An 18154-nucleotide genomic window follows, 5' to 3' on the forward strand; every position below is an offset into this window, starting at 1 on the left:
CTTACTCCGCAGGCCAGGTTCAGCCGGCTCGCGGCCCCGGCTCGTCGGCCAGGTCGGCCGACAGGCGATCCAGATAGTCGTCGACCTCGGCGATGTCGTACCCGCGCAGACTGATGGCGAGGTCGGTGCGGGCCGACTCGATCTGCGCCCGGACCGCAGAGCGTTGCGTCGGCACGCCTGAGGCGAACGCCTCCAGGCCCTGCCCGACCAACTCGTCGATCTGACGCTGGTCGTAGCCGCGCAGCGCGGTGGTGAACGACGGCGTCTCGGACGCCGGTCGGCGGTGCTGGCGGCCGTCGACGAACCGGCCACCGCCGAAGCGGATCAGGGCAGCCGTGACCTCGTCGACGGACTGCCGCACGGTGCCCAGATCGAGCAGGAGCAGGCCCTTGCGACCGTCGACGGGGCTGGGCTCGGTGAGCGGGCGATCGAGGACACCGGCCGCCGGCACGAGCAGCAACCACGGTGCCGGGCCGGTGGCCGCCGGCCGGCACAGGACGATCGCGTCGATCTCGTGCCAGGCGAGCGTGCGGCGCAGCCCGGCGACCCGTACGTCCAACCCGTCGGCGTCGATCCGGAACCGGAACGGCCGGACCACGGCAGTGACCAACCGCCACCCGTTGAACGCCACCAGCAGCACGCCGCCGACAACCGTGAGCACGCCCGGCTCATCCGTCAGCACCAGCATCGACAGGCCGAAAAGGAAGAACCCGACGGCCATCACCAGCCAGGCCCGCTTCTGTGTCACGTCCACCGCAGCCCCCGATCACCGGCCAGCACGGACCACAGCATCCCATCTCTGCCGTAGCCGGTGGGACCCTGATCAGCCGAGGGGGACCTGCACCGCCACGTCGTGCTTGGGGTAGTAGGACTCGACCTGCTCGGGGCCGTACTTGTCGCGGAACATGGCCACGATGTTCTCGACCTGCCGGGTGTCGGTGATGGGGGTGGCGCTGGAACTCAACGAGGTGCCGTCGACCGCCAACTGCACCATCGGGGTCTGCTGGACGTTCTTGTACCACTGGGTGTCCGAGCCGGTCAGCGGCATCAGGAAGACGTTGTCGTCGTCCTGCACGAACCACACCGGGCGGGCGATCTGCCGTCCGCTCTTGCGGCCGGTCACGGTCAGCTCGACCTCCTGTACGCCCGACAGCGCCTCACCGATCGCGTTGGTCATGGTGTCCTCCGGCAGCTTGCCCTGCGACGATGCCCTCGCCCGTCAGGGTAGGCAGCGCGCGAGGTGCGCGCGGCCGGTTCGGCCCCCGGTCCCCGGAAAGGAAACGCCCGGCACCGCTGGTCGCGGTACCGGGCGTTCCTTGTCGGATGGATCAGCTCAGCGTGCCGCCGCCGGGCTGGACCACGTTGTTCACCGTCAGCTTGTACGGCGCGTACTGGGTGACCTGCTCGGTCGGCTCGTCGTAGGCGACGATCGCGACCACCTTCGGGAAGGTCAGCAGGGCCAGCGTCGGGAGCGTACCGAGGGTGAAGCTCGACTTGCCGTTCACCTCGTACTGGTAAGCGATCTTGTTCTTCTCGTCGAGACCGACGAACCGGACGTTCCAGTTCGCCACAGGCGTCGGGTAGATCTCCGACGGCGAGTCGAACGGCGCCAGGCTCGACCCGTCGCTGACCAACGTGCCGCCCACGGTGATGTCGTCGATCAGCAGGCCACCCTCGTTGACCCCACCGTCGCTGACGTACCGGAAGCTGAGCAGGATCTGCTGACCGGCGTACGCCGACAGGTCGAACGAGTGCGGCTCGAACCCGCTCGTGGTGCCGTTGAGCGCCGGGCCCAGCGGACCACTCACCGTCTTGTCACCGGCGATCGGCGTGTACGACTTGCCGCCGTCGGCGGAGACGCTGACGTAGCCGTAGTCGTAGCCGACCTCGGCGCCGTACTTCGCGAGGAAGGTCAGCGTCGGGTTGGCGGCCGGTACGGTCACCGGGGTGACGGCGGCGGCGTCGGTGCTGTTGCCGTTGCCGGACCAGATCACCGAGTTGCCCGGACGATCCGGGTCGTTGCTCACCGTCGTCCAGGCCAGCGGGATCGCCGGCAGCGACTTCGCGCCCTGGAACTTGATCGAGCGCAGATCGCCCCGACCCAGCGGCTTGCCGTTCGCCTTGCGCAACTGGACGTAGTCGGCACCGTTGGGCGCCGCGCCCGGAGTCGCGTACGAAGCCGGGTTGTCCAGGTTGACCGTGGCGTTCAGGCTGTCCGTGGTGACCCGCCGCTTGTCGACACCGAGCATGATGCCCAGCTTCGAGTTGCCCACGATCCGGTCGACCAGGTTCATCGTCTGGTAGTCGTGCAGCACCTTGTACATGTCCTTGACGCCCTCGTCGGCGAGCGCCGCCTTCAGGCTGGCCAACCCCTGCAGGTCGCCGTCCTGGTGCAGCCGGGAGATGAAGTCCAGGCCGTAGCGGTCGTAGAGGAAGAGCATCAAGGAGTACGCGTTGCCGTAGTCGGCCAGCACGGCACTGCTGGTGCTGCCCTCGTTCCACAGGTTTATCGAGTTCTCCGGGCCACCACAGTCACGTGGGTTGGTGTTGTACGGCGTCTGGACCGTACCGAAGCCCTGGAAGCAGTAGATGTGGCTGTCCGTGCCGGGCTGGTCGATCCGGGCCCGCGCGTCCACATAGCCGGCGAGCGTCTGGGCGAAGTCCGCCAGTCCCTCGTTCAGCCAGACCGACTCGAAGGGGTCGGCGTGGTAGTGCGCCAGGTGCTGCCACTCGTGGACGAAGACGCCCTCGTAGAGGTTCGGCCGGGCCGGCCGGGAGGTGCACACGTCGTCCGTGGGCTCGTTCGGCGGGTTCTCGCCGGTGCGGTGCGCCCAGTCGAAAGCGTCCACCGTCATGATGTTGCGATCGAGCAGCTCGTCGAAGAGCGAGAAGTGGAACCCGGCGATGTAGCTGGCGGCGGCCGGGAAGTCGTAGAAGTTGTCGTCCCGGACGTTGTCGACGAGGGTGACCGTACGGTTGCCGGCCCCGGTGAAGTCACCGGCCAGCTCCGCGTTGGTGCCGTCGCGCTCCGGCGGGGTGCTGAACGCCGCGATCGACTTCGGGTACATGTTCGTGTCGAACTCGCTGATCAGGCGGTTGACCTGGGCATCGGTGATCACCGTCGAGTTGGGGATCTGCTGACGGCAGTCGCCCTCCGGGAACTCGGTGTCGTTGGCTACCCACACCTCGATGTTGTCGCCCACCCCACGCAGGGTGTACGGCTTCAGGTAGATGACACCCTGGTAGTCGTCCAGGGCCAGCCAGTTGCGTACGGTCCCGACCGGCGGGGTTTCGGCCGCGGCCTGCGTGCGGCGCGACTGTGCCTTCGGCTGGTACTGGGTCGGCACCTCGACCTTCTTGCCGTTGAAGGTGAAGTCCTTGCGGGTCAACTCGCGGATGTCGGTGGCGAGCCCGCCGGTGTCCGCGGCGCTGGGCGCCACCTGCGGGCCGGGAGCGGCTGACGCGGTCGCCGGTGCGGCGACGACATAGATAAACGGTAGGACAATGGCGCTTGCTGCTATCCCCGCAAAGCGGCGACGTGCCATGGAACCTCCTCATCGATGGAAGATCCGCCCAGGTCCTGTCACAGTCGACCAGGCATTAAGTGGATCTACGCACGCTGATTGAGCGTCTCCGTGACCTCAACACATGCACATCGATCAGGCAAGAGGGCCCCGCCCTGGGCCTGTCGGAATCGGCTACCGCAGAAAACGCCGCCGGCCCAGGAGGCCAAGGTCCTGGGCCGGCGGCGTGCCGAATGCATCGGCATTTGTGGATCAGACGAAGTTCACGTCACTGCACCACATGTACGCCTGGTCGAGGTGCGATGCCTGCCAGATGACGAACAGAATGTGGTGTCCGGTGTAGCCGGAGGTCGAGACGTTGAACGAGATGTTCTGCGCCGGTGCGTAGCGCCCGGTCTGCGTGATGAAGTCGAGGTTTCCCCACCCGAGTTGCTGGGTAGCGGGGTTGAAGCCCTGCTTGCTCACGTAGACCCGGAAGTAGTCGGCACCGTGGCTCGCCTGGTCGTGCAGTTGGACGGTGAAGTTACGGCTGATGTTCGTGGTCTTCCACGCCCCGGGACGATTCAGGCTGTTGTTGCGGGACAGGGCGTTGCTGCACAACTGGCCGTCGGGAGTACGGGCCTGGAACTGCCCGCCGAGGCCGTCGCGCAACGCGCTCATCCAGTTCCACATGGTGTCCGGGTTGGCCTGGAACGCCTGCCAACACATCGGGTCCTGCTGCTGCATCTGCGGGCTCATGTGGTTGTTGCCCCAGGTCTTCCAACACTGGTACGCACGAGAGGCCGGGTTGACGATGGTGCCGTGCGCCTGGGCCGTACCGGCCCAGGGCAGCATCCCCACCACCAAGGCGAGCAGCAGGACGAGCGCTCGTGCGGGCCGGCGGGCAGCGGACCGGGATCGCTGGCCGGACTGTTCGGATTCGAGTGATCGCACTTGCATCCTCCGTTCTAGACATCCATGGACGTCGATGGGAGCGCTTCCGCGAGTCTGCCACTCATAGCCCGATTTGGCAACGATCGTCTATTGACGTTGAGCTGGCGAGGATTTGATCCGGCTAGTCGCCACGGTGCTGATCTGCCCTCATCTGCATGGGAAGGTGCGCCTCGGTCGTCGCTGCGGGCGCGACCGTGGAGGTGTGGTGGACCGTCAGGCGGCGATGGCGCGGGCGGCGGCGTACATGTCGGCGGGAAGTGGGTGTTGTAGCCGCCAGATGATGCGCATCGGGCGGTCACCGCTGTGCTCCTGATAGGTCATCGGTCCGGCGTACAGGTAGGCCGGTGCGCCCAGGTCACGGTCGGCCACCCTGGTTTCGCGGACGAAGAGATGCACCGTCGAGCCACGTTCGACGTGGTGGATGTACCGCTGTCCGGTCGCCGATGCCGACGAGGTGGTGCTCTGTGACTCCCACTGGAACAGCGTGTCGGTGATCGCCCGGTCGGCGTACATGGTCGTGGGGGAGTAGTGCTGCTCGGACTTGACCAGGGTGACGAAGAAGATGTCTGCCTGCTCGGACTCCAACCACTTCACGCCCTCTCGCAGCGACCCAGGGTTCGGCATGCCGAAAGCCGCGCAGGCTTCGTTGCGGCTGTAGCGGGCGTGCACCCGCAGCGGCACCTGATTAAGCCCGACCGGCTCGGTAACCCGGTGGATCTGCTCTCGTAGCACCTCCGCGACTTGGCGCAGTTCGACGCACCGAGCTGGTTCAGCCCGCAGCCGTGCCAGCCGTTCGTCTCGCTGCGATAGCGGCACGTTTGGCCCCCACAGGCTGAAGTGCAGCATGTCCAGCAGTCGCCCATCGGCCACGGGCTCCCCGGCCACCACCTGCTCCCACAACGCCAACCTGTCAAGGTCGTCGGTGTGCAGCATCCGGCCGATCGCCCGCCCCAACTCCCGGTCGTACGCCCCCGGTTTCGAGGTTTCCACCCCGGCGAGCCGACGTAGTCCGGTCCAGCCGCCCAGCGTCGCCGACCGGTACACGTCGCCCACCTCCAGGCCGGTGTCCCGCAGGAATTCGGCCAGCGTCACGTCACCGAGTTGCCGCAGCTCAGCCACCATGCTGTTCTTCGAGGACGGGACCGCCCGCTCCAGATTGCGGAGCACCACCTCCTTGGCGACCCGGTCCAGCTCGATGTGGCACCCACTCGGCAGCATCGGGAAGTCCTGCTGCACCGCGCCGTGCACCTGGCGGCGGCTGACCCCGGTCAGCGCCCGCCAGCGGAGGTCGAACCGGAAGTTGGCGTGCTGCGCGCCGATGAAGTCGAGCACGGTCAGGCAGGGCTTGTCGTCGTCCAGGCGCAGGCCACGGCCGAGCTGCTGAAGGAAGATCGTGGCGCTCTCGGTGGGCCGGAGCAGGAAGATCGTGTCGACCATCGGCAGGTCGACGCCCTCGTTGAACAGGTCGACGGTGAAGAGCACGCGCAGCTTGCCGGCCTTGAAGTCCCGGATCAGGTCGCGTTGCTCCGGTCGGCTGACCTCCGACGTCACGGCCGCCGCCGATACGCCCCGCTGGGTGAACCAGTCAGCCATGAACTCGGCGTGCCCGATGCTCACGCAGAACCCAAGCGCCCGCATCCGCCCCACGTCAACGAGCCTCTGGGCAGCCCGTAGCACCAGCCGCGCCCGCGCCTGGTTGCCGGTGTAGAGGTTCTCCAATTCCGATCGGTCGTAACCCTGCCCGCGCTTCCACTGAAGATGTGACAGGTCCACGTCATCGTGCAGGCCGAAGTAGTGGAAGGGCGCCAACAACTGACGGTCAAGCGCCTCCCGTAGGTGCAGCTCTACGGCCGCATGCCCGTCGAACCACCGCCGCACGTCGCGGCCGTCGGCTCGGTCGGGGGTCGCCGTCAAGCCGAGGAGTACGCGTGGCCGCAGCCGCTCCAACAGCCGGGCGTACGTCTTGGCCTCGGCGTGGTGGAACTCGTCCACGATCACCATGTCGAACTGCTCGGGGTCGATCTCCTGCCGGTGTAGCGACTGGATCGAGGCGAACACATGCTGCCACTGCTTCGGCTTGTCCCCGGCGACCAACGTCTCGCCGAAGCTGCCGTCCCCCATGACCTGCCGGAAGGTCGACCGGCTCTGCCTCAGGATCTGCTCCTGGTGCGCAACAAACAGCAGCGAGTCGACGTCCCCGGCCTTGTGGAGCCGGCGATAGTCCAGCGCGGCCACTACGGTCTTGCCGGTGCCGGTGGCCATGACGACGAGGTTGCGCCAGCGGCCGTGCACGCGCCGCTCGGCATCCAGGTCGGCCAGGACCTCCGCCTGGTACGGGTACGGCCGTACGTCCAGGTTGGCGATTTCGGTCGGGGCCTCGCCGGCGCGCTCGCCCCGCAGCGCATACCCCAGCCGCTCGCCATCCTTCGCCGGGTCGTACGCCTCGAACGCAGGGTCGTTCCAGTAGTCCTCGAAGGTGGCGGTGAACGTGTCGATGACGTGCGGCTGCTCGACGTTCGAGATCCGGACGTTCCACTCGACGCCATCGACCAGCGCGGACTTCGACAGGTTCGAGGAACCGACGTAGGCAGTGGTCATGCCGTTGTTGCGGCGGAACAGCCATGCCTTGGCGTGCAGGCGGGTGGTCCTGGTCTCGTAGGAGACCTTGATGTCGGCGCCCAACTCGGCGAGCCGGTCGAGGGCCCGTTGGTCGGTGGCACCCATGTAGGTGGTGGTGATGACGCGGAGGCGGCCGCCGCGAGCGGTCAGCTCTTGAATGGCGGGCTCGATGAGGCGCAGGCCGTGCCACTTGATGAACGCGCAGAGCAGGTCGACGGAGTCTGCCGAGGCCATCTCGTAGGCGACTTCGTGGCCGATGCGGGGTTGGTGACGGCCGTTGACCAGCAGCGCGCCGGTGGAAAGGGGGGTGGTCGGGCGCACCGGAAAGGCAGGCGCGGCTGTTGAGATCGGCGGCGCGGCGACGGCATGCAGGAGGCGCTCCACGTCGGTGACCTGATCATCGATGGTGGCAGCCTGCGTGCTGTGGGCGGCAATCGTTTCGGCGATGCGATTGGCTAACTCCACCTGACGGTGGAGCTTGCCGTCCCCGCCGGTGACAGCGTGCAGGGCGCGGTGTGCCAGGGTGGCGATATGGCGGGCGAGAGCATGCGGGGCGTCAGCCGGGTCGAGACACTCCTGCTGAAGCAGAGTGGACTCGACCCGCTTGAGCCGGTCGGCCAGGCCGCGCGTGACGATGTGCTCGTATATTCCGGGTGCCAGCTCCTCCACCAGGGCAATATAGCCGGCGTGAAGCAGCAACTCTCTCGGCCCGATGGACAGCAGTTTCTGTCGGACTTGAGACATCGGGTTGCCAAATCTTCGTAGTTCGTATCGCGAGCAGGAAGGGCTATTTGAGCACGTCGTCCGGTCTCGTCCGGGATCCGCGGACAAGCGTTGCGTATGGCGCGGCAAAACCGTATCTTCGGGCAATTGACAGTGAGAAGTCCGTGAGCGAGCCCGCCTGTAAGGATGACTAGTTCAAGCTTCGTAGTCGGCGATGCGGCCAGGTAAGGTGCGCGCTGCAGGAGTGATGCAAAGCGTTAGGGGTGGGGATGGCATCCATTAATACTGAACTAGTGAAGATTGCGCTTGACCGTGTAGAGGGATCTGCCTTCGAGCGGTTCGTGAACCACTTCTACCCTAGCTTGGCTGGAGCAAGTTTCGTTCCACTCGGTGGCGTCAAGGACGGAGGAGCAGATGCCTTTGAAGGTGACCCCGTCTACGAGAGAGGCGGATCGCCTGGCACCTTCTACCAGGCAAGTGTTCAGGAGGACTTCCGGGGCAAAATCCGGCATACCGTCAAGCGTCTTCGGGAATTCGGCCGTGAGCCGAAGCTCTTATCCTACATAACGTCCCGCACGATCCGTCACATCGACACGGAGGAGGATCGGTTAGGTGAAGACCTTGGTGTGACTATCCGGATCCGCGACGGATCCTACATCGCGAGCCAAATCAATACGGACATGAATACTCGCGCTGCGTTCGATCAGCATCTGCGGTACCTCACCGATTTCCTGAAAGGCGTTGGCTCTAGCACGATTGTTAGCCCTACGGCGAATGTCAAGTCGCCGGCGGTCTACGTCTTCTTGCGGCAAGAGCTTGACAGGCGAAGTGGCGATCCATCACTAGTGAATTCTGTAATCGACAGCCTGGTGCTATGGGCGCTAGAGGGTACGGATCCGGACCTCGAGAGGTTTATGACCGCCGAGGAAGTAGAACAGAAGATTCTGGCTGAGGTGCCAGTTGCGTCGCTAGTCGAGGGCCGTGTGCAAGGGCGCCTAGAGTCGCTTGCCAGCAAGAATCGCTCTCAAGGGCGACAGGTGAAATGGTACAAGAAAGAGAAGAAGTTCTGCTTGCCGTACGAAACAAGACAGGTTTTGTCATCGGATAACGTCGAGGACGAAACGCTCAAGCTTGAAGTTCTTAACAGCTTGTATAATCGAGCAAGTCGTAGTTACCAGGAGATGCCCGAAGGGAAACTTCGAAAGATCGCTCAGGTGGTTCTCAGATCTTTTCAGTTTGCCTTCGAGAGCGAGGGCTTGGAGTTCTCGCGATTTGTGACGCAGGAATCCCACGGCGAGTATCCAACTATGGTCGATTCGGTCCGGCAAGCTCTGGCTGAGGCCGGCATATCAGGCGACGGTTCCATTGAGTTTGGCTCCGCCTGCTTAACCATCATCCGCGGAGTATTCTACGACTCGTCTCCTCAAGAGCGAACCTATCTTGGCAAGCTGGCACGAACATATGCTTTGTTGTTTACGCTAAGAACCGACCCCCGTTTGGTTCAATACTTCCAAGACATGGCTGCCGACTTCAATCTCTTCGTAGGAAGCGATTTGTTGGTAAGGGCGCTTAGTGAACGTTATCTGCCCGAGAAGGATCAAATAACGAAGAACCTTCTCCTCTTTGCTGCCAAGGCGGGTACAAGACTTATTCTAACCCAGCCAGTCCTTGAAGAGGTGTTGGGCAATCTTCGTGCTAGCGACTACGAATTTAGAAACCATATACAGCAGGTGGAGCATCGGATAACGCTTGATATTGCCGCAAATGTTCCTAAAATTATGGTCAGATCCTACCTGTATGCTCGGCTCGATCCTCTTTTGAAGCATCCGCCAGCGAGTTGGCGAGATTTCGTAGAACAGTTTTGCGACTATGGCACGCTGCACCGGGTGGAAGCTGAGGCGCAGTTGCAGCACTACCTGCTGCACGCCTTCAATTTGAAGTTCCAAAGCACTGGCGATCTGAAAGCATTGGTTGACAGCGAGCAAGTCGAGCAGATCACCGATTCTCTTGTTGGGTTGAAGTCAGATCTGCGGCTAGCGCAAAACGATGCCCTTCTCGCCTGCGCCGTGTATGGGCAGCGAAAAGCTCGCGGTGAGTCATCGAACATTCTGGAGTTTGGTTTCGAGACCTGGTGGCTTACCACGGAGACTGCGATGCTGAGGCACACGCATGATTTGGAACGTTTGAACGGTGGCTCCCGCTATATGATGAGGCCAGATTTCTTGCTCAACTTTCTGACCTTCGCGCCGAGTGTCGACCAGGCCCGTAGAACGTTCTCGAACGTCTTTCCCAGCCTGCTTGGTATCCATCTTTCACGCCGTCTTGATGAGGCGACTTTTCACAAGTTGATGGATGATGTCCAGAAGGCGGAGCTAATGGACGAGGCAAGGCGGAGCGCCGCAATGGCGAGCCTGGCGGACCGGTTGAAGAGTGACCTCTCAAAGAGGTATGCGGTGGAGCTTAAGGAGCAAGTGAACAGGGTTCCGTCGCAAAGAAAGCCTACGAAATAGGAAGTTGGTGACTGGGAAGCTTCCCGAGGTCGGCAAACGGCTTCCATCGCGCCTCGTGATTGTTGTCCTGTACCGACCTGATACGCCGTCTAAACTCCGTCGCGACCGCAGACGAGCTAGCCAAGAGGGGCGTTGCTGCAGCGATCATTTTCAGCTCGCGTGCCTCGCGGAGGATAGGCCAGATCGGGTTGCTGGTGATGTCAATGCCGTAGGCGGCGGCCAATCTGGCGTGGCTGCCGGCCCCCCCGAAGCGGGCTTCGCCAACAGCGACAGCCGCGAGGTCGACCGGCCAGGGCCCGAGGCAAGTGGCGTCAAAGTCGCACATGACGACGCGGCCGGAGGGCTCTCTCAGGAGGTTGCCAACGTGAGCGTCCCCGTGAACGAGACCAGAGGGCGTCTGTCGCATCAGAGTCGCCACTTGCGGCTCTAAGCGGTCGCACCATCGGGAGAGAAAGTCGTGCTCGTCTTGTCTGAGCCCCTCCGCATCGGCTAGCCGGCGGCGCGCATCGCCGATCGGGTCCCATTTTGGGAGGGCGATCGGCGGAGCGGGGAAGGAGTGGAACTCCCGCAGGGCCTCTCCGAGATCGTCGGCCGTGGGGGCAGGGGGTGTGGACGGGACGTAGGTCCACACGGAGGCGAGGATGCCACCCACGGCGATTGGCTCTTGGGCGACCGGGGCGAGCCGGATCGTGGGTGCGTTGATTGCCGCGAACCAGCGCGCGAGGTTGGTCACCTTCGCTACTCGGTCGTGGAGTCGATGAGTCCGCGCAATCCGGATGACCAGCTTCGCCTCGGGGAGGGCGAAGACGGCGTTGTTGGTGAGCTGTAGCAGCCGGGCATCGTCGGACGGTACGGCAAGTTCGGCGGCGATCTGCCGCATCGCTGCTGTCATCGCCGCCTCGGTGAACCGGCCTGCTGCTCCCACGGTCACCTCCTGGCTCCGAGCCTGGCGAGGTCATGGGCGAACGCGCCAACTTCTGGAAGTTCCCGGTGCCGGGCCAGATCGCGGCGTAGGTTGGCGACCCGGTCGATGACCCGCGATGAGCTGACGCTCTGGGCTTGGTGGAAGACCCGGCGTCCGACGTTCAGCGCCTGCTCGGGTTCATCGGCGAGAAAGAACGCGCTGCACAGCCCGACCTCGTTGAGCACGCTGCTCCGTAGGTTCCCGGGGCCGAAGGCATCGATCGCGTCGGTCACGAAGCGCACGGCCGCCGACCCGTATTTCTTGTCCTGTCGGGCCTTGTCGCGGTAGACGCGGCCGTACTGGGCCAGCAGTTCCCCACGGTCGTAGAACGCCATCCACCTCGGCTCTCGCTCTGCGTCGATCCGCTCGAACTGGGTACTTGCCTCGCCGAGTGAACGCTCTGCGGTTTGGTGGTCGCCAAGAGCCGCGTGCGAGGCCGCTTCCGCGCCGAGCAGCAGGGCTTTGACCGCTGGGGTAGCGTGCGATCCGAGTTGCCCGTGGGCGAGCTGCAGCGTGGCCAGGGCATCGCGGTTGTGCCGTAGGTGTTGTAGCTGCTTGGCATGCGAGTACCGAATCATGGCGGTCAGAGGCCAATCGTTAGCAGCGACTGCGGCCCGTTCACCGGCGACGAAGTGTCGCTGAGCGTCCGCGTGCCGGCCCGCGTCCAGGGCCGTCCACCCGGCCAGTTGGCGAGCTGCTGCCACGGCGGCGACAAGCTGCGGTGTCAGGCTGGCCGAATGCGACCAGTCGAGCATCCGGTAGACCGACTCCGCGAATCGCGCTACCTCTCGGTACAGCGTCCCGCCGCCGCACTCGTAGTCGACGGAGCGATATAGATCCAGTATGGCGTGCAGGCGCGCGACATCGGCAGTGCCGATTCGTCGGGATTGCGAGATGGTGCTGCCGCAGAGCAGTCCCGCGCCCGCAGCGACGGCGGCGATGCCGGCCAGCAGCATTCGTCGGTTCTCATCAGGACCTTCGACCGCTGGGATGGGCTGAGGAGTTGATTTCCTTTTCGAGCTGCCTCGTCCACCTGCCAGATCGAACCACAGGTGCTCTGCAGGAACCTTCAGCAGTGTTGCCCAGTGCGAAAGCCGGTCAAGATGAGCCAGCGGAGGGCCGTTCTCGATCCGGCTGAGTTGCGCCTGCGTGACCCCCAACCAACCGGCCACGACGGCCTGCGGCAATGCGGCCCGCCCGTGGTACGGGTGGTGCCGGTACGCCCGGATTACTCGCCCGAGATGCCGCTCGACCAGTGCTGCCCGCATCGGCGGATGCGACCAGAACGACGCCGGGACCTCCGGTGGCATGCTCAGGCGGTCGCGTTCGGCGGCCTGGCAGGGTGCGCAGCGTCCGCTGTCGTTGTCGCGGGCCAGGCGTCCGCCGCAGCGGGGGCAGTTCGCACGTGTCACCGGCAACCTCGCCATTCGCGTGTGGCTGTGTCGATGGTGCTCAGTCGAGCCTATCCATTCAAACCGTTCTGCGGGCTCGCGGTATACGTGCCGCGCATATCGACGATTCGCATGACGTCATGTGCGGCGCGACCGGCCCTGGGCAGCCTGGCAGCAGAGGAATAACCGACGGAAGGAGCAGGATGCTCACCATCGACCGGGTCGGCACCGGCCGGGAGCTTGTCTCCGACGAGCTGTTCGCCGTGCTGACTGCCCGCATCGCCCGCGACCATTCTGAGCTGGCCGCCGACGTACCAGCCAGGATCATGGACCAGGCGCTGGCCTTCCTCGCCGCCTGCGCCATCACCACCGAACCTCTCGGTCCGAGCGACCTGGTGGACATCGGCTGGCACACGTTCATCCTGCACACCCGCGACTACGCCGACTTCTGCCAACGCATCGCCGGACGATTCATTCACCACCAGCCCGATCCGCCAGCTGAGGAAACCGGCCCGTCGGCCCCGGAACCGCTCGGGGTGCCGATTTCCCGGGCAGTCGCCGCGATCCGTGCCGCCGGCCTCGCCGTCGACCAGGAGCTGTGGGTCGGGGCCGCCGATTGCCAGTCGAAGTGCAACCAGTGCCACGCCGGCTGCCACGACAGTCCGACCCGTTGACGCCTCCGGCGGCGGTTCCAGGCATACGCTGTCTGGGACCGCCGTTCGGGAGGGCCTACCGATGCCGCGCCGCCAGCACTGGCACGATCTGCCCGCCGGGGTGCGACGCGGGGTCGAGCGGCACACCGGCAAAGTCAGCCACGCCGAGTCGCTGCCCGACGGCGCAACCTGCGAATTTGCCGTAACCCTTCACAGCTCCGCCGGGCGCGTCTTCTGCAAGGGCGGACCGGCGGACGGCCCAGGCGCCTGGCTCTACCGCAAGGAAGCCCGAATCAATCCGTGGCTTCCCGATGCGGCACCTCGGCTCCGCTGGACTGTCGAGCGGGACGGGTGGCTGCTGCTCGGCTTCGAGTACGCGTCCGGCCTGTACCCCAGCCTGGAACCCGGCTCCCCGGATCTGGACGCGGTCGCGGATCTACTCGCGGCGCTCGCTCGGGAGCTGACACCCTGCCCGCCGGTCGACGTGCAGCCGTTCACCGAGCGCTGGCGCGGACTCGTCAACCCCGAGCTGGTCGACGGCGACACCCTGCTGCACACCGACATGACACCCCGGAACTTCCTGTTCGGCGACCGGCTCCGGCTGGTCGACTGGTCTGCTCCCTGCCGAGGAGCCGCCTGGATCGACACGGCGTTCATGCTGGTCCGGCTCATCCGCGCCGGCCACGGCCCGGCCGCTGCCGAGCGTTGGGCTGCCCGCATTCCCGCCTTCGCCGACGCCGATGCCGAGGCGGTCACCGCCTTCACCGACGCCCTGGTCCGCCTCTGGGACCGGATGCAACGTACCGCCCCGGCCTCGCACCGCGGGCCCCTTCTCGACGCCGCCCGCCAGTGGCACGCTCATCGGCTGAGCCGCCGGCCCACCGCCGTCTAACCAGCGTCACCGCCCATATGCGAATCGTGCATGCCGGCCACGATCACCTCGGCATACCGGCACCCCTGAACCACAGCGAGATTGGACGCATGGCCCGGGGCGGGTGCTGGCTCCGGCGTACCGCGTCCCCCGATCGCGGATTCGCTGTCCCCGCCCGCCCCGGTGCCGCTCCATGCAGCACACCACCGGAGGCGCCCACCGATGTCCGCCGTACTCGCCGACTTTCCCGTTCTCATCCCGGTCACCGACGAGGACCTGGCCCTCGCCGCGCTGGCGGTTCGCGTTCACGCACCCGAGCCTTGGCCGGAGGGCTTGCTCTGCCGCAGCGAACGTGTCCCGTACCCGTGCCGCCTGGCTCGTTGGGGCCACACCACTCTCGAAGCCGCCGGCCTCACCGCCGAGCAGCTCAACGGGGAGCAGCGCGAAGCCGAGGACCAGCGCGAGACCGAGGACCACGCACGATGACCGAGGGGGAGGCACGCGAGGCGGTCGGCCGTTGGCTGAGTCTGGTGGCGGCGGACGCGGAGCTGTCCGCGTACCTGATCGGGGTGGACTGGGATCGGCTGAAGGCGCACCTGGCACGGTCGCTGACCAGCGGGACCGGCGACGAGCCCGAGGTTCCGAGCCTGGGCTGGTCGGAGGCGCAGCATCGGCGGGCGGTCGACTACCTCATGGGGGTCCTGAGAACGCGCCGGGACCTGAGTGTCGCGAGCTTTTGGGAGGCGGTGGAGGACCGCTTCCCGGGTCTGCTGCCGGAGCGGGCGGCCCCGCTGCTGCACGCCGCGTTGCGCCAGCTGACGACCAGCGTCGACGGTCCGAACAGGTTGGCGCTGTTGGCGGTGCTCGGCCGTGCGTACCGTCGCTATGGCCTGCACCCGGCGCACGCTGCGGTCATCGATGGTGCGTTACAGACCGGTGTGCCCTGGTCGGAGGTCGAGCGGGCCGCCGCGCGGGTGGGCGACGGCCCGGCCTGGTGGCCGGCCGAGGTGATCGGCCACGACCGGCCCTGCGACGGGGTCGCCGTCCTGACGGTACGGCCGTGGCGGCGGCTGCCGTACGTGTGCGGCCAGGCGGTGCCGGTGTGCACGCCGCGCCGGCCCGGCCGGTGGCGCTGGCTCTGCCCGGCGAACGCGCCGCGCCCGGACGGCACCGTCGAGCTGCACGTCCGCGCGGTCCCCGGCGGCGTCGTCTCCGCCAGCCTGGCCCATGAGGTACGCCCCGGAGAGCTGCTCCACCTCGGCCCGCCCACGGATACCGGTCTGAGCCTGGGCGACGGGCGTGACCTGCTGCTGGTGGCCGGCGGCACCGGGCTGGCACCGCTGCGGGCCCTGGTCGAGCAGGTCGCCGCGGACCCGGACGGCCGGCGGGTGACCCTGGTCGTCGGAGCACGCTCGGTCGAGGCGTTGTACGACGCCATCACCCTCGACAAGCTGCGCCACGACTGGCTGACGATCGTGCCGACCTTCTCCCACGACGAGTTGGCCGAGCCGGGGGAGCGGGGTGACGCGCTCACCGTCGCCCTCGACCATTTGTGTCCCGAGCACGAGGTGTACGTGTGCGGACCGCCGGCGATGCTGGCCGGGTCGCGGTTGCGGCTGCTCGCTGCCGGAGTGCCGGGCGAGCGGATCCATCTGCCGGAACGGATTCCGTGGCGATGACGGTCTACCGCAGCCGCAACGCCCTTTGCGGCCCGTTGACCCCGGACGGGATCACCGAACTCGCCCTGCCCCGCACCCGGCTGGCCCGCCGCGGCTACCAGGTCGACGAGGTCGACGCCCTGCTGCACCGGCTCGCCTACGAGCTGGGGGAGCGGTCGCGCCAGCTCGCCGAGGTACGCGCCGAGAACCGGCGGATCAAGAACGCGCTGCGGATCTGGCAGTCGGCCGAGACAGCCCGAAGACTTAGCCCCTGACCAGCGGGTTCGTACGGTCGCCGTGAGCGCTAGTCGACGTTCGATCAGCTGATCTGCTGCCTGCCCTGGTAGTACCAGGCAAACACGTCCGCCGCGGTTGCCTGCGGCCCGAAGTCGACCGCATCCTGGGCGACCTCAATGAGTTGCTCACGGAAGTCCTCATGGGCTCCCCTGCCGGGATCCTCTGCGGTATCTGTGACGTAAAGGACGAGGAAGGTTGCCGCACGCCTGTCCTGCTTCGGGCGGATGATTCGACCCATGCGCTGGATCATCTGGCGCTTGCTCCGGCTTCCCGCGACGATCACACCCACGTCCGCCTGCGGAACGTCAATTCCCTCGTCCAGGATGCGTGGAGCGGTCAGCACTTTGACATGCCCGTTCTTGAAGGCTTCCAGGCGCTGCTTGCGCTCATCTCTCTTCAGCTCGCTGGTGATCTCCAACGCTGGCAAGCCTTTTCCGCACAACACGCTGGCCGCCTGCTCGGCACTGGTCGTTGTCTCGGTGAAGACCAGCCCACGGTCCGCCAGCGCAAAGATCGGCGTCAGCGAGGCAAGTACTTCGTGCTTGCGGCGGCAATCGGCCAACAGTTGGCGCCGCTTGCTGAACGCGCTCAGGTAGCTGCGGGCGTCGTCCCTTGCACGGGCGTCTGGGTGGCCACCCTGCCTGAGTTGGTTCACGGCGGCCATGAACTCACCGAACGGTTCATCCGGGCAGCCGTGGTCGAGGATCAGCCGGCGTCGGAGGGCCGTGGCGCGTTCGTCGTACTCGTCGTGTTTTGCTCGTTCGTCTGGGGTGAAGTCTGTGCCGAGGAACCCGACGCGGAACGGGGCCAGGATCTCGTCGGTCAACCCACGTTCGTAGCTGCAACCCGCCACCACACTGCCGAAGTACGGCTCCAGGCGCTCGGCCAAGCCGCTGTCCTCACGCGCATAGGTCGCGGTCAGCCCCAGGCGCGCATGAAAGCCCGGCTCGAGGGCTTGAGCGAATGTGGGTGCGCCGTACCGATGCACTTCGTCGGCGACAAGCAGGCCCGGGGTACCCGCCGGCAACATCTGGTATTTGGCCGCCGAGTTGACGACGGCCACGACGATCCAGTGGTTGTAGAGGCTGTCCTTGTGGCCGTCCCCGAACCGGCCGACCCGGATACCCGGCAGGTCACGTCGTAGCACGCTGTACCACTGGTCGAGCAGCTCACGCCCGGGCACCAGCACCAGCACGCGTTCACCAACATCCACTGCGGCGGCTGCTGCCAGCACTCCGACCGCCGTCTTGCCGGTGCCGGTTACAGCCTCCACGACGCCTCGTCGCCCTCGGGCTTGCCAAACGGCCAACGCCTCGGTCTGCCAGGATCGCGGGGGGTAGCCGTCATAGCAGCGAGGCAGAACTGTCGTCGCGAGAGTCGCAACCCCGTCGTATCCCGATGAGGTGTTCAGGTACCAGCGCGGTGGGGTGTCGCCGTCATGGGCGAACGTCGTCCTTCTGGCATACAACGTCCGGTTGACGTCCGTTGTCGTCAATACGGGTAGACCCCTGCGCTGTAGCCCAGCGAGCAACTGCCGCTTGTTCTGGCCTGGCTGCTCCACAAGCAACTGCCGCAGCGCTGACTCGACTTGGGATCGCTGCACGCCCTAGCCTTGCACATCCGTCCACATAGGTCATATCAGCCGGATGTCGCTTCGAGCGCGCAATGGGCGAGGGTGGATTATGTGTTGCGCAAGGAGATCAGGAGCATCGGCTGCGTGGAGTCGCGCGTGCTGTGAGCGGCAACTTGAAGGATGCGAAAGACGTCCTGGTGCTGACCGCTGAAATCCACGCTTCAGCCGGCTGATCCCCAACCGCGACGCCTGAGCTGAGCCCTGTCCGCGTCGCCCCCTGAACAAGGCGGACTCTCGCCATCTCCGCTGTCACCGAAGTACGCCTCTGAAGCGCGGATCTTGGTACGAAACCGCCCCCGGAAGGGCGGTTTCGTACCAAGATATACGGCGGGCACCCGGCACCATCAGCGCTACGGACTGTGTGGCCGTACCGCCTTG

Annotated in this window: 14 protein-coding genes; 6 read left to right on the forward strand and 8 right to left on the reverse strand. The window is 65.8% G+C overall.

The window, feature by feature from the left end; all coding sequences use genetic code 11:
* Positions 1 to 19 precede the first annotated feature (19 nt).
* The 5 genes from VAB18032_RS05420 to VAB18032_RS05440 all read right to left on the reverse strand — a co-directional run bounded on the left by VAB18032_RS05420 (position 20) and on the right by VAB18032_RS05440 (position 7745).
* Positions 20 to 754, reverse strand: coding sequence for a DivIVA domain-containing protein (locus tag VAB18032_RS05420; protein WP_013731782.1), 735 nt, complete (start codon positions 752 to 754; stop codon positions 20 to 22).
* A gap of 69 nt (positions 755 to 823) precedes the next feature.
* Complete coding sequence (locus tag VAB18032_RS05425) at positions 824 to 1177, reverse strand: nitroreductase/quinone reductase family protein (protein WP_013731783.1); 354 nt, start codon at positions 1175 to 1177, stop codon at positions 824 to 826.
* Positions 1178 to 1328: 151 nt separating this feature from the next.
* Entirely contained in the window at positions 1329 to 3440 is a 2112-nt protein-coding gene (locus VAB18032_RS05430) for a choice-of-anchor J domain-containing protein (RefSeq protein WP_013731784.1), read from the reverse strand.
* Positions 3441 to 3776: 336 nt separating this feature from the next.
* Positions 3777 to 4457, reverse strand: a complete 681-nt coding sequence (locus VAB18032_RS05435; protein WP_013731785.1) for a lytic polysaccharide monooxygenase auxiliary activity family 9 protein — start codon at positions 4455 to 4457, stop codon at positions 3777 to 3779.
* A gap of 213 nt (positions 4458 to 4670) precedes the next feature.
* Positions 4671 to 7745 carry a DEAD/DEAH box helicase gene (locus tag VAB18032_RS05440; protein ID WP_013731786.1) on the reverse strand — a complete coding sequence of 1025 codons (3075 nt, stop codon included), beginning with the start codon at positions 7743 to 7745 and terminating at the stop codon, positions 4671 to 4673.
* A 347-nt stretch (positions 7746 to 8092) separates the two neighbouring features.
* Between VAB18032_RS05440 and VAB18032_RS31510 the strand changes: the two genes are divergently transcribed.
* Positions 8093 to 10309: a hypothetical protein gene (locus tag VAB18032_RS31510; RefSeq protein WP_148272202.1), complete on the forward strand. Its 2217-nt coding sequence runs from the start codon at positions 8093 to 8095 to the stop codon at positions 10307 to 10309.
* Here the strand turns inward: VAB18032_RS31510 and VAB18032_RS05450 are convergent.
* Together VAB18032_RS05450 and VAB18032_RS05455 are read right to left on the reverse strand one after the other, a co-directional pair.
* Positions 10299 to 11201: an aminoglycoside phosphotransferase family protein gene (locus VAB18032_RS05450; RefSeq protein ID WP_050814698.1), complete on the reverse strand. Its 903-nt coding sequence runs from the start codon at positions 11199 to 11201 to the stop codon at positions 10299 to 10301. The genes VAB18032_RS31510 and VAB18032_RS05450 overlap by 11 nt on opposite strands.
* Before the next feature lie 35 nt (positions 11202 to 11236).
* Complete coding sequence (locus VAB18032_RS05455; RefSeq protein WP_232510671.1) at positions 11237 to 12541, reverse strand: helix-turn-helix domain-containing protein; 1305 nt, start codon at positions 12539 to 12541, stop codon at positions 11237 to 11239.
* 326 nt (positions 12542 to 12867) lie between these two features.
* On the opposite strand from VAB18032_RS05455, the gene VAB18032_RS05460 reads away from it, so the two are divergent.
* The 5 genes from VAB18032_RS05460 to VAB18032_RS05480 all read left to right on the forward strand — a co-directional run bounded on the left by VAB18032_RS05460 (position 12868) and on the right by VAB18032_RS05480 (position 16121).
* Positions 12868 to 13338: a glycine-rich domain-containing protein gene (locus VAB18032_RS05460; RefSeq protein ID WP_013731790.1), complete on the forward strand. Its 471-nt coding sequence runs from the start codon at positions 12868 to 12870 to the stop codon at positions 13336 to 13338.
* A gap of 61 nt (positions 13339 to 13399) precedes the next feature.
* A complete protein-coding gene (locus VAB18032_RS05465) occupies positions 13400 to 14209 on the forward strand; it encodes a hypothetical protein (RefSeq protein WP_013731791.1) in 810 nt (269 codons plus the stop codon).
* Positions 14210 to 14410: 201 nt separating this feature from the next.
* Positions 14411 to 14674: a hypothetical protein gene (locus VAB18032_RS05470; RefSeq protein ID WP_013731792.1), complete on the forward strand. Its 264-nt coding sequence runs from the start codon at positions 14411 to 14413 to the stop codon at positions 14672 to 14674.
* Positions 14671 to 15867, forward strand: a complete 1197-nt coding sequence (locus VAB18032_RS05475) for an FAD-binding oxidoreductase (protein WP_013731793.1) — start codon at positions 14671 to 14673, stop codon at positions 15865 to 15867. The genes VAB18032_RS05470 and VAB18032_RS05475 overlap by 4 nt, the downstream gene beginning before the upstream one ends.
* On the forward strand, positions 15864 to 16121 hold the full coding sequence (locus VAB18032_RS05480) for a DivIVA domain-containing protein (protein ID WP_043723058.1): 258 nt from the start codon (positions 15864 to 15866) through the stop codon (positions 16119 to 16121). The genes VAB18032_RS05475 and VAB18032_RS05480 overlap by 4 nt, the downstream gene beginning before the upstream one ends.
* Positions 16122 to 16165: 44 nt before the next feature.
* On the opposite strand, the gene VAB18032_RS05485 is transcribed toward VAB18032_RS05480, so the two are convergent.
* Positions 16166 to 17746 (reverse strand): DEAD/DEAH box helicase, encoded by a 1581-nt coding sequence (locus VAB18032_RS05485; protein WP_081476027.1) that lies wholly within the window; start codon positions 17744 to 17746, stop codon positions 16166 to 16168.
* Positions 17747 to 18154 lie beyond the last annotated feature (408 nt).

This window comes from Micromonospora maris AB-18-032 (assembly GCF_000204155.1).
GTDB lineage: Bacteria > Actinomycetota > Actinomycetes > Mycobacteriales > Micromonosporaceae > Micromonospora > Micromonospora gifhornensis.

What these genes read in the sequence shown, in the direction of transcription:
- VAB18032_RS05450 (WP_050814698.1), bottom strand. Translation starts at nt 11,201, where the DNA reads ATGACAGCAGCGATGCGGCAGATCGCCGCCGAACTTGCCGTACCGTCC.
- VAB18032_RS05475 (WP_013731793.1), top strand. Translation starts at nt 14,671, where the DNA reads ATGACCGAGGGGGAGGCACGCGAGGCGGTCGGCCGTTGGCTGAGTCTG.
- VAB18032_RS05470 (WP_013731792.1), top strand. Translation starts at nt 14,411, where the DNA reads ATGTCCGCCGTACTCGCCGACTTTCCCGTTCTCATCCCGGTCACCGAC.
- VAB18032_RS05480 (WP_043723058.1), top strand. Translation starts at nt 15,864, where the DNA reads ATGACGGTCTACCGCAGCCGCAACGCCCTTTGCGGCCCGTTGACCCCG.
- VAB18032_RS05465 (WP_013731791.1), top strand. Translation starts at nt 13,400, where the DNA reads ATGCCGCGCCGCCAGCACTGGCACGATCTGCCCGCCGGGGTGCGACGC.
- VAB18032_RS05455 (WP_232510671.1), bottom strand. Translation starts at nt 12,541, where the DNA reads ATGCGGGCAGCACTGGTCGAGCGGCATCTCGGGCGAGTAATCCGGGCG.
- VAB18032_RS05425 (WP_013731783.1), bottom strand. Translation starts at nt 1,177, where the DNA reads ATGACCAACGCGATCGGTGAGGCGCTGTCGGGCGTACAGGAGGTCGAG.
- VAB18032_RS05460 (WP_013731790.1), top strand. Translation starts at nt 12,868, where the DNA reads ATGCTCACCATCGACCGGGTCGGCACCGGCCGGGAGCTTGTCTCCGAC.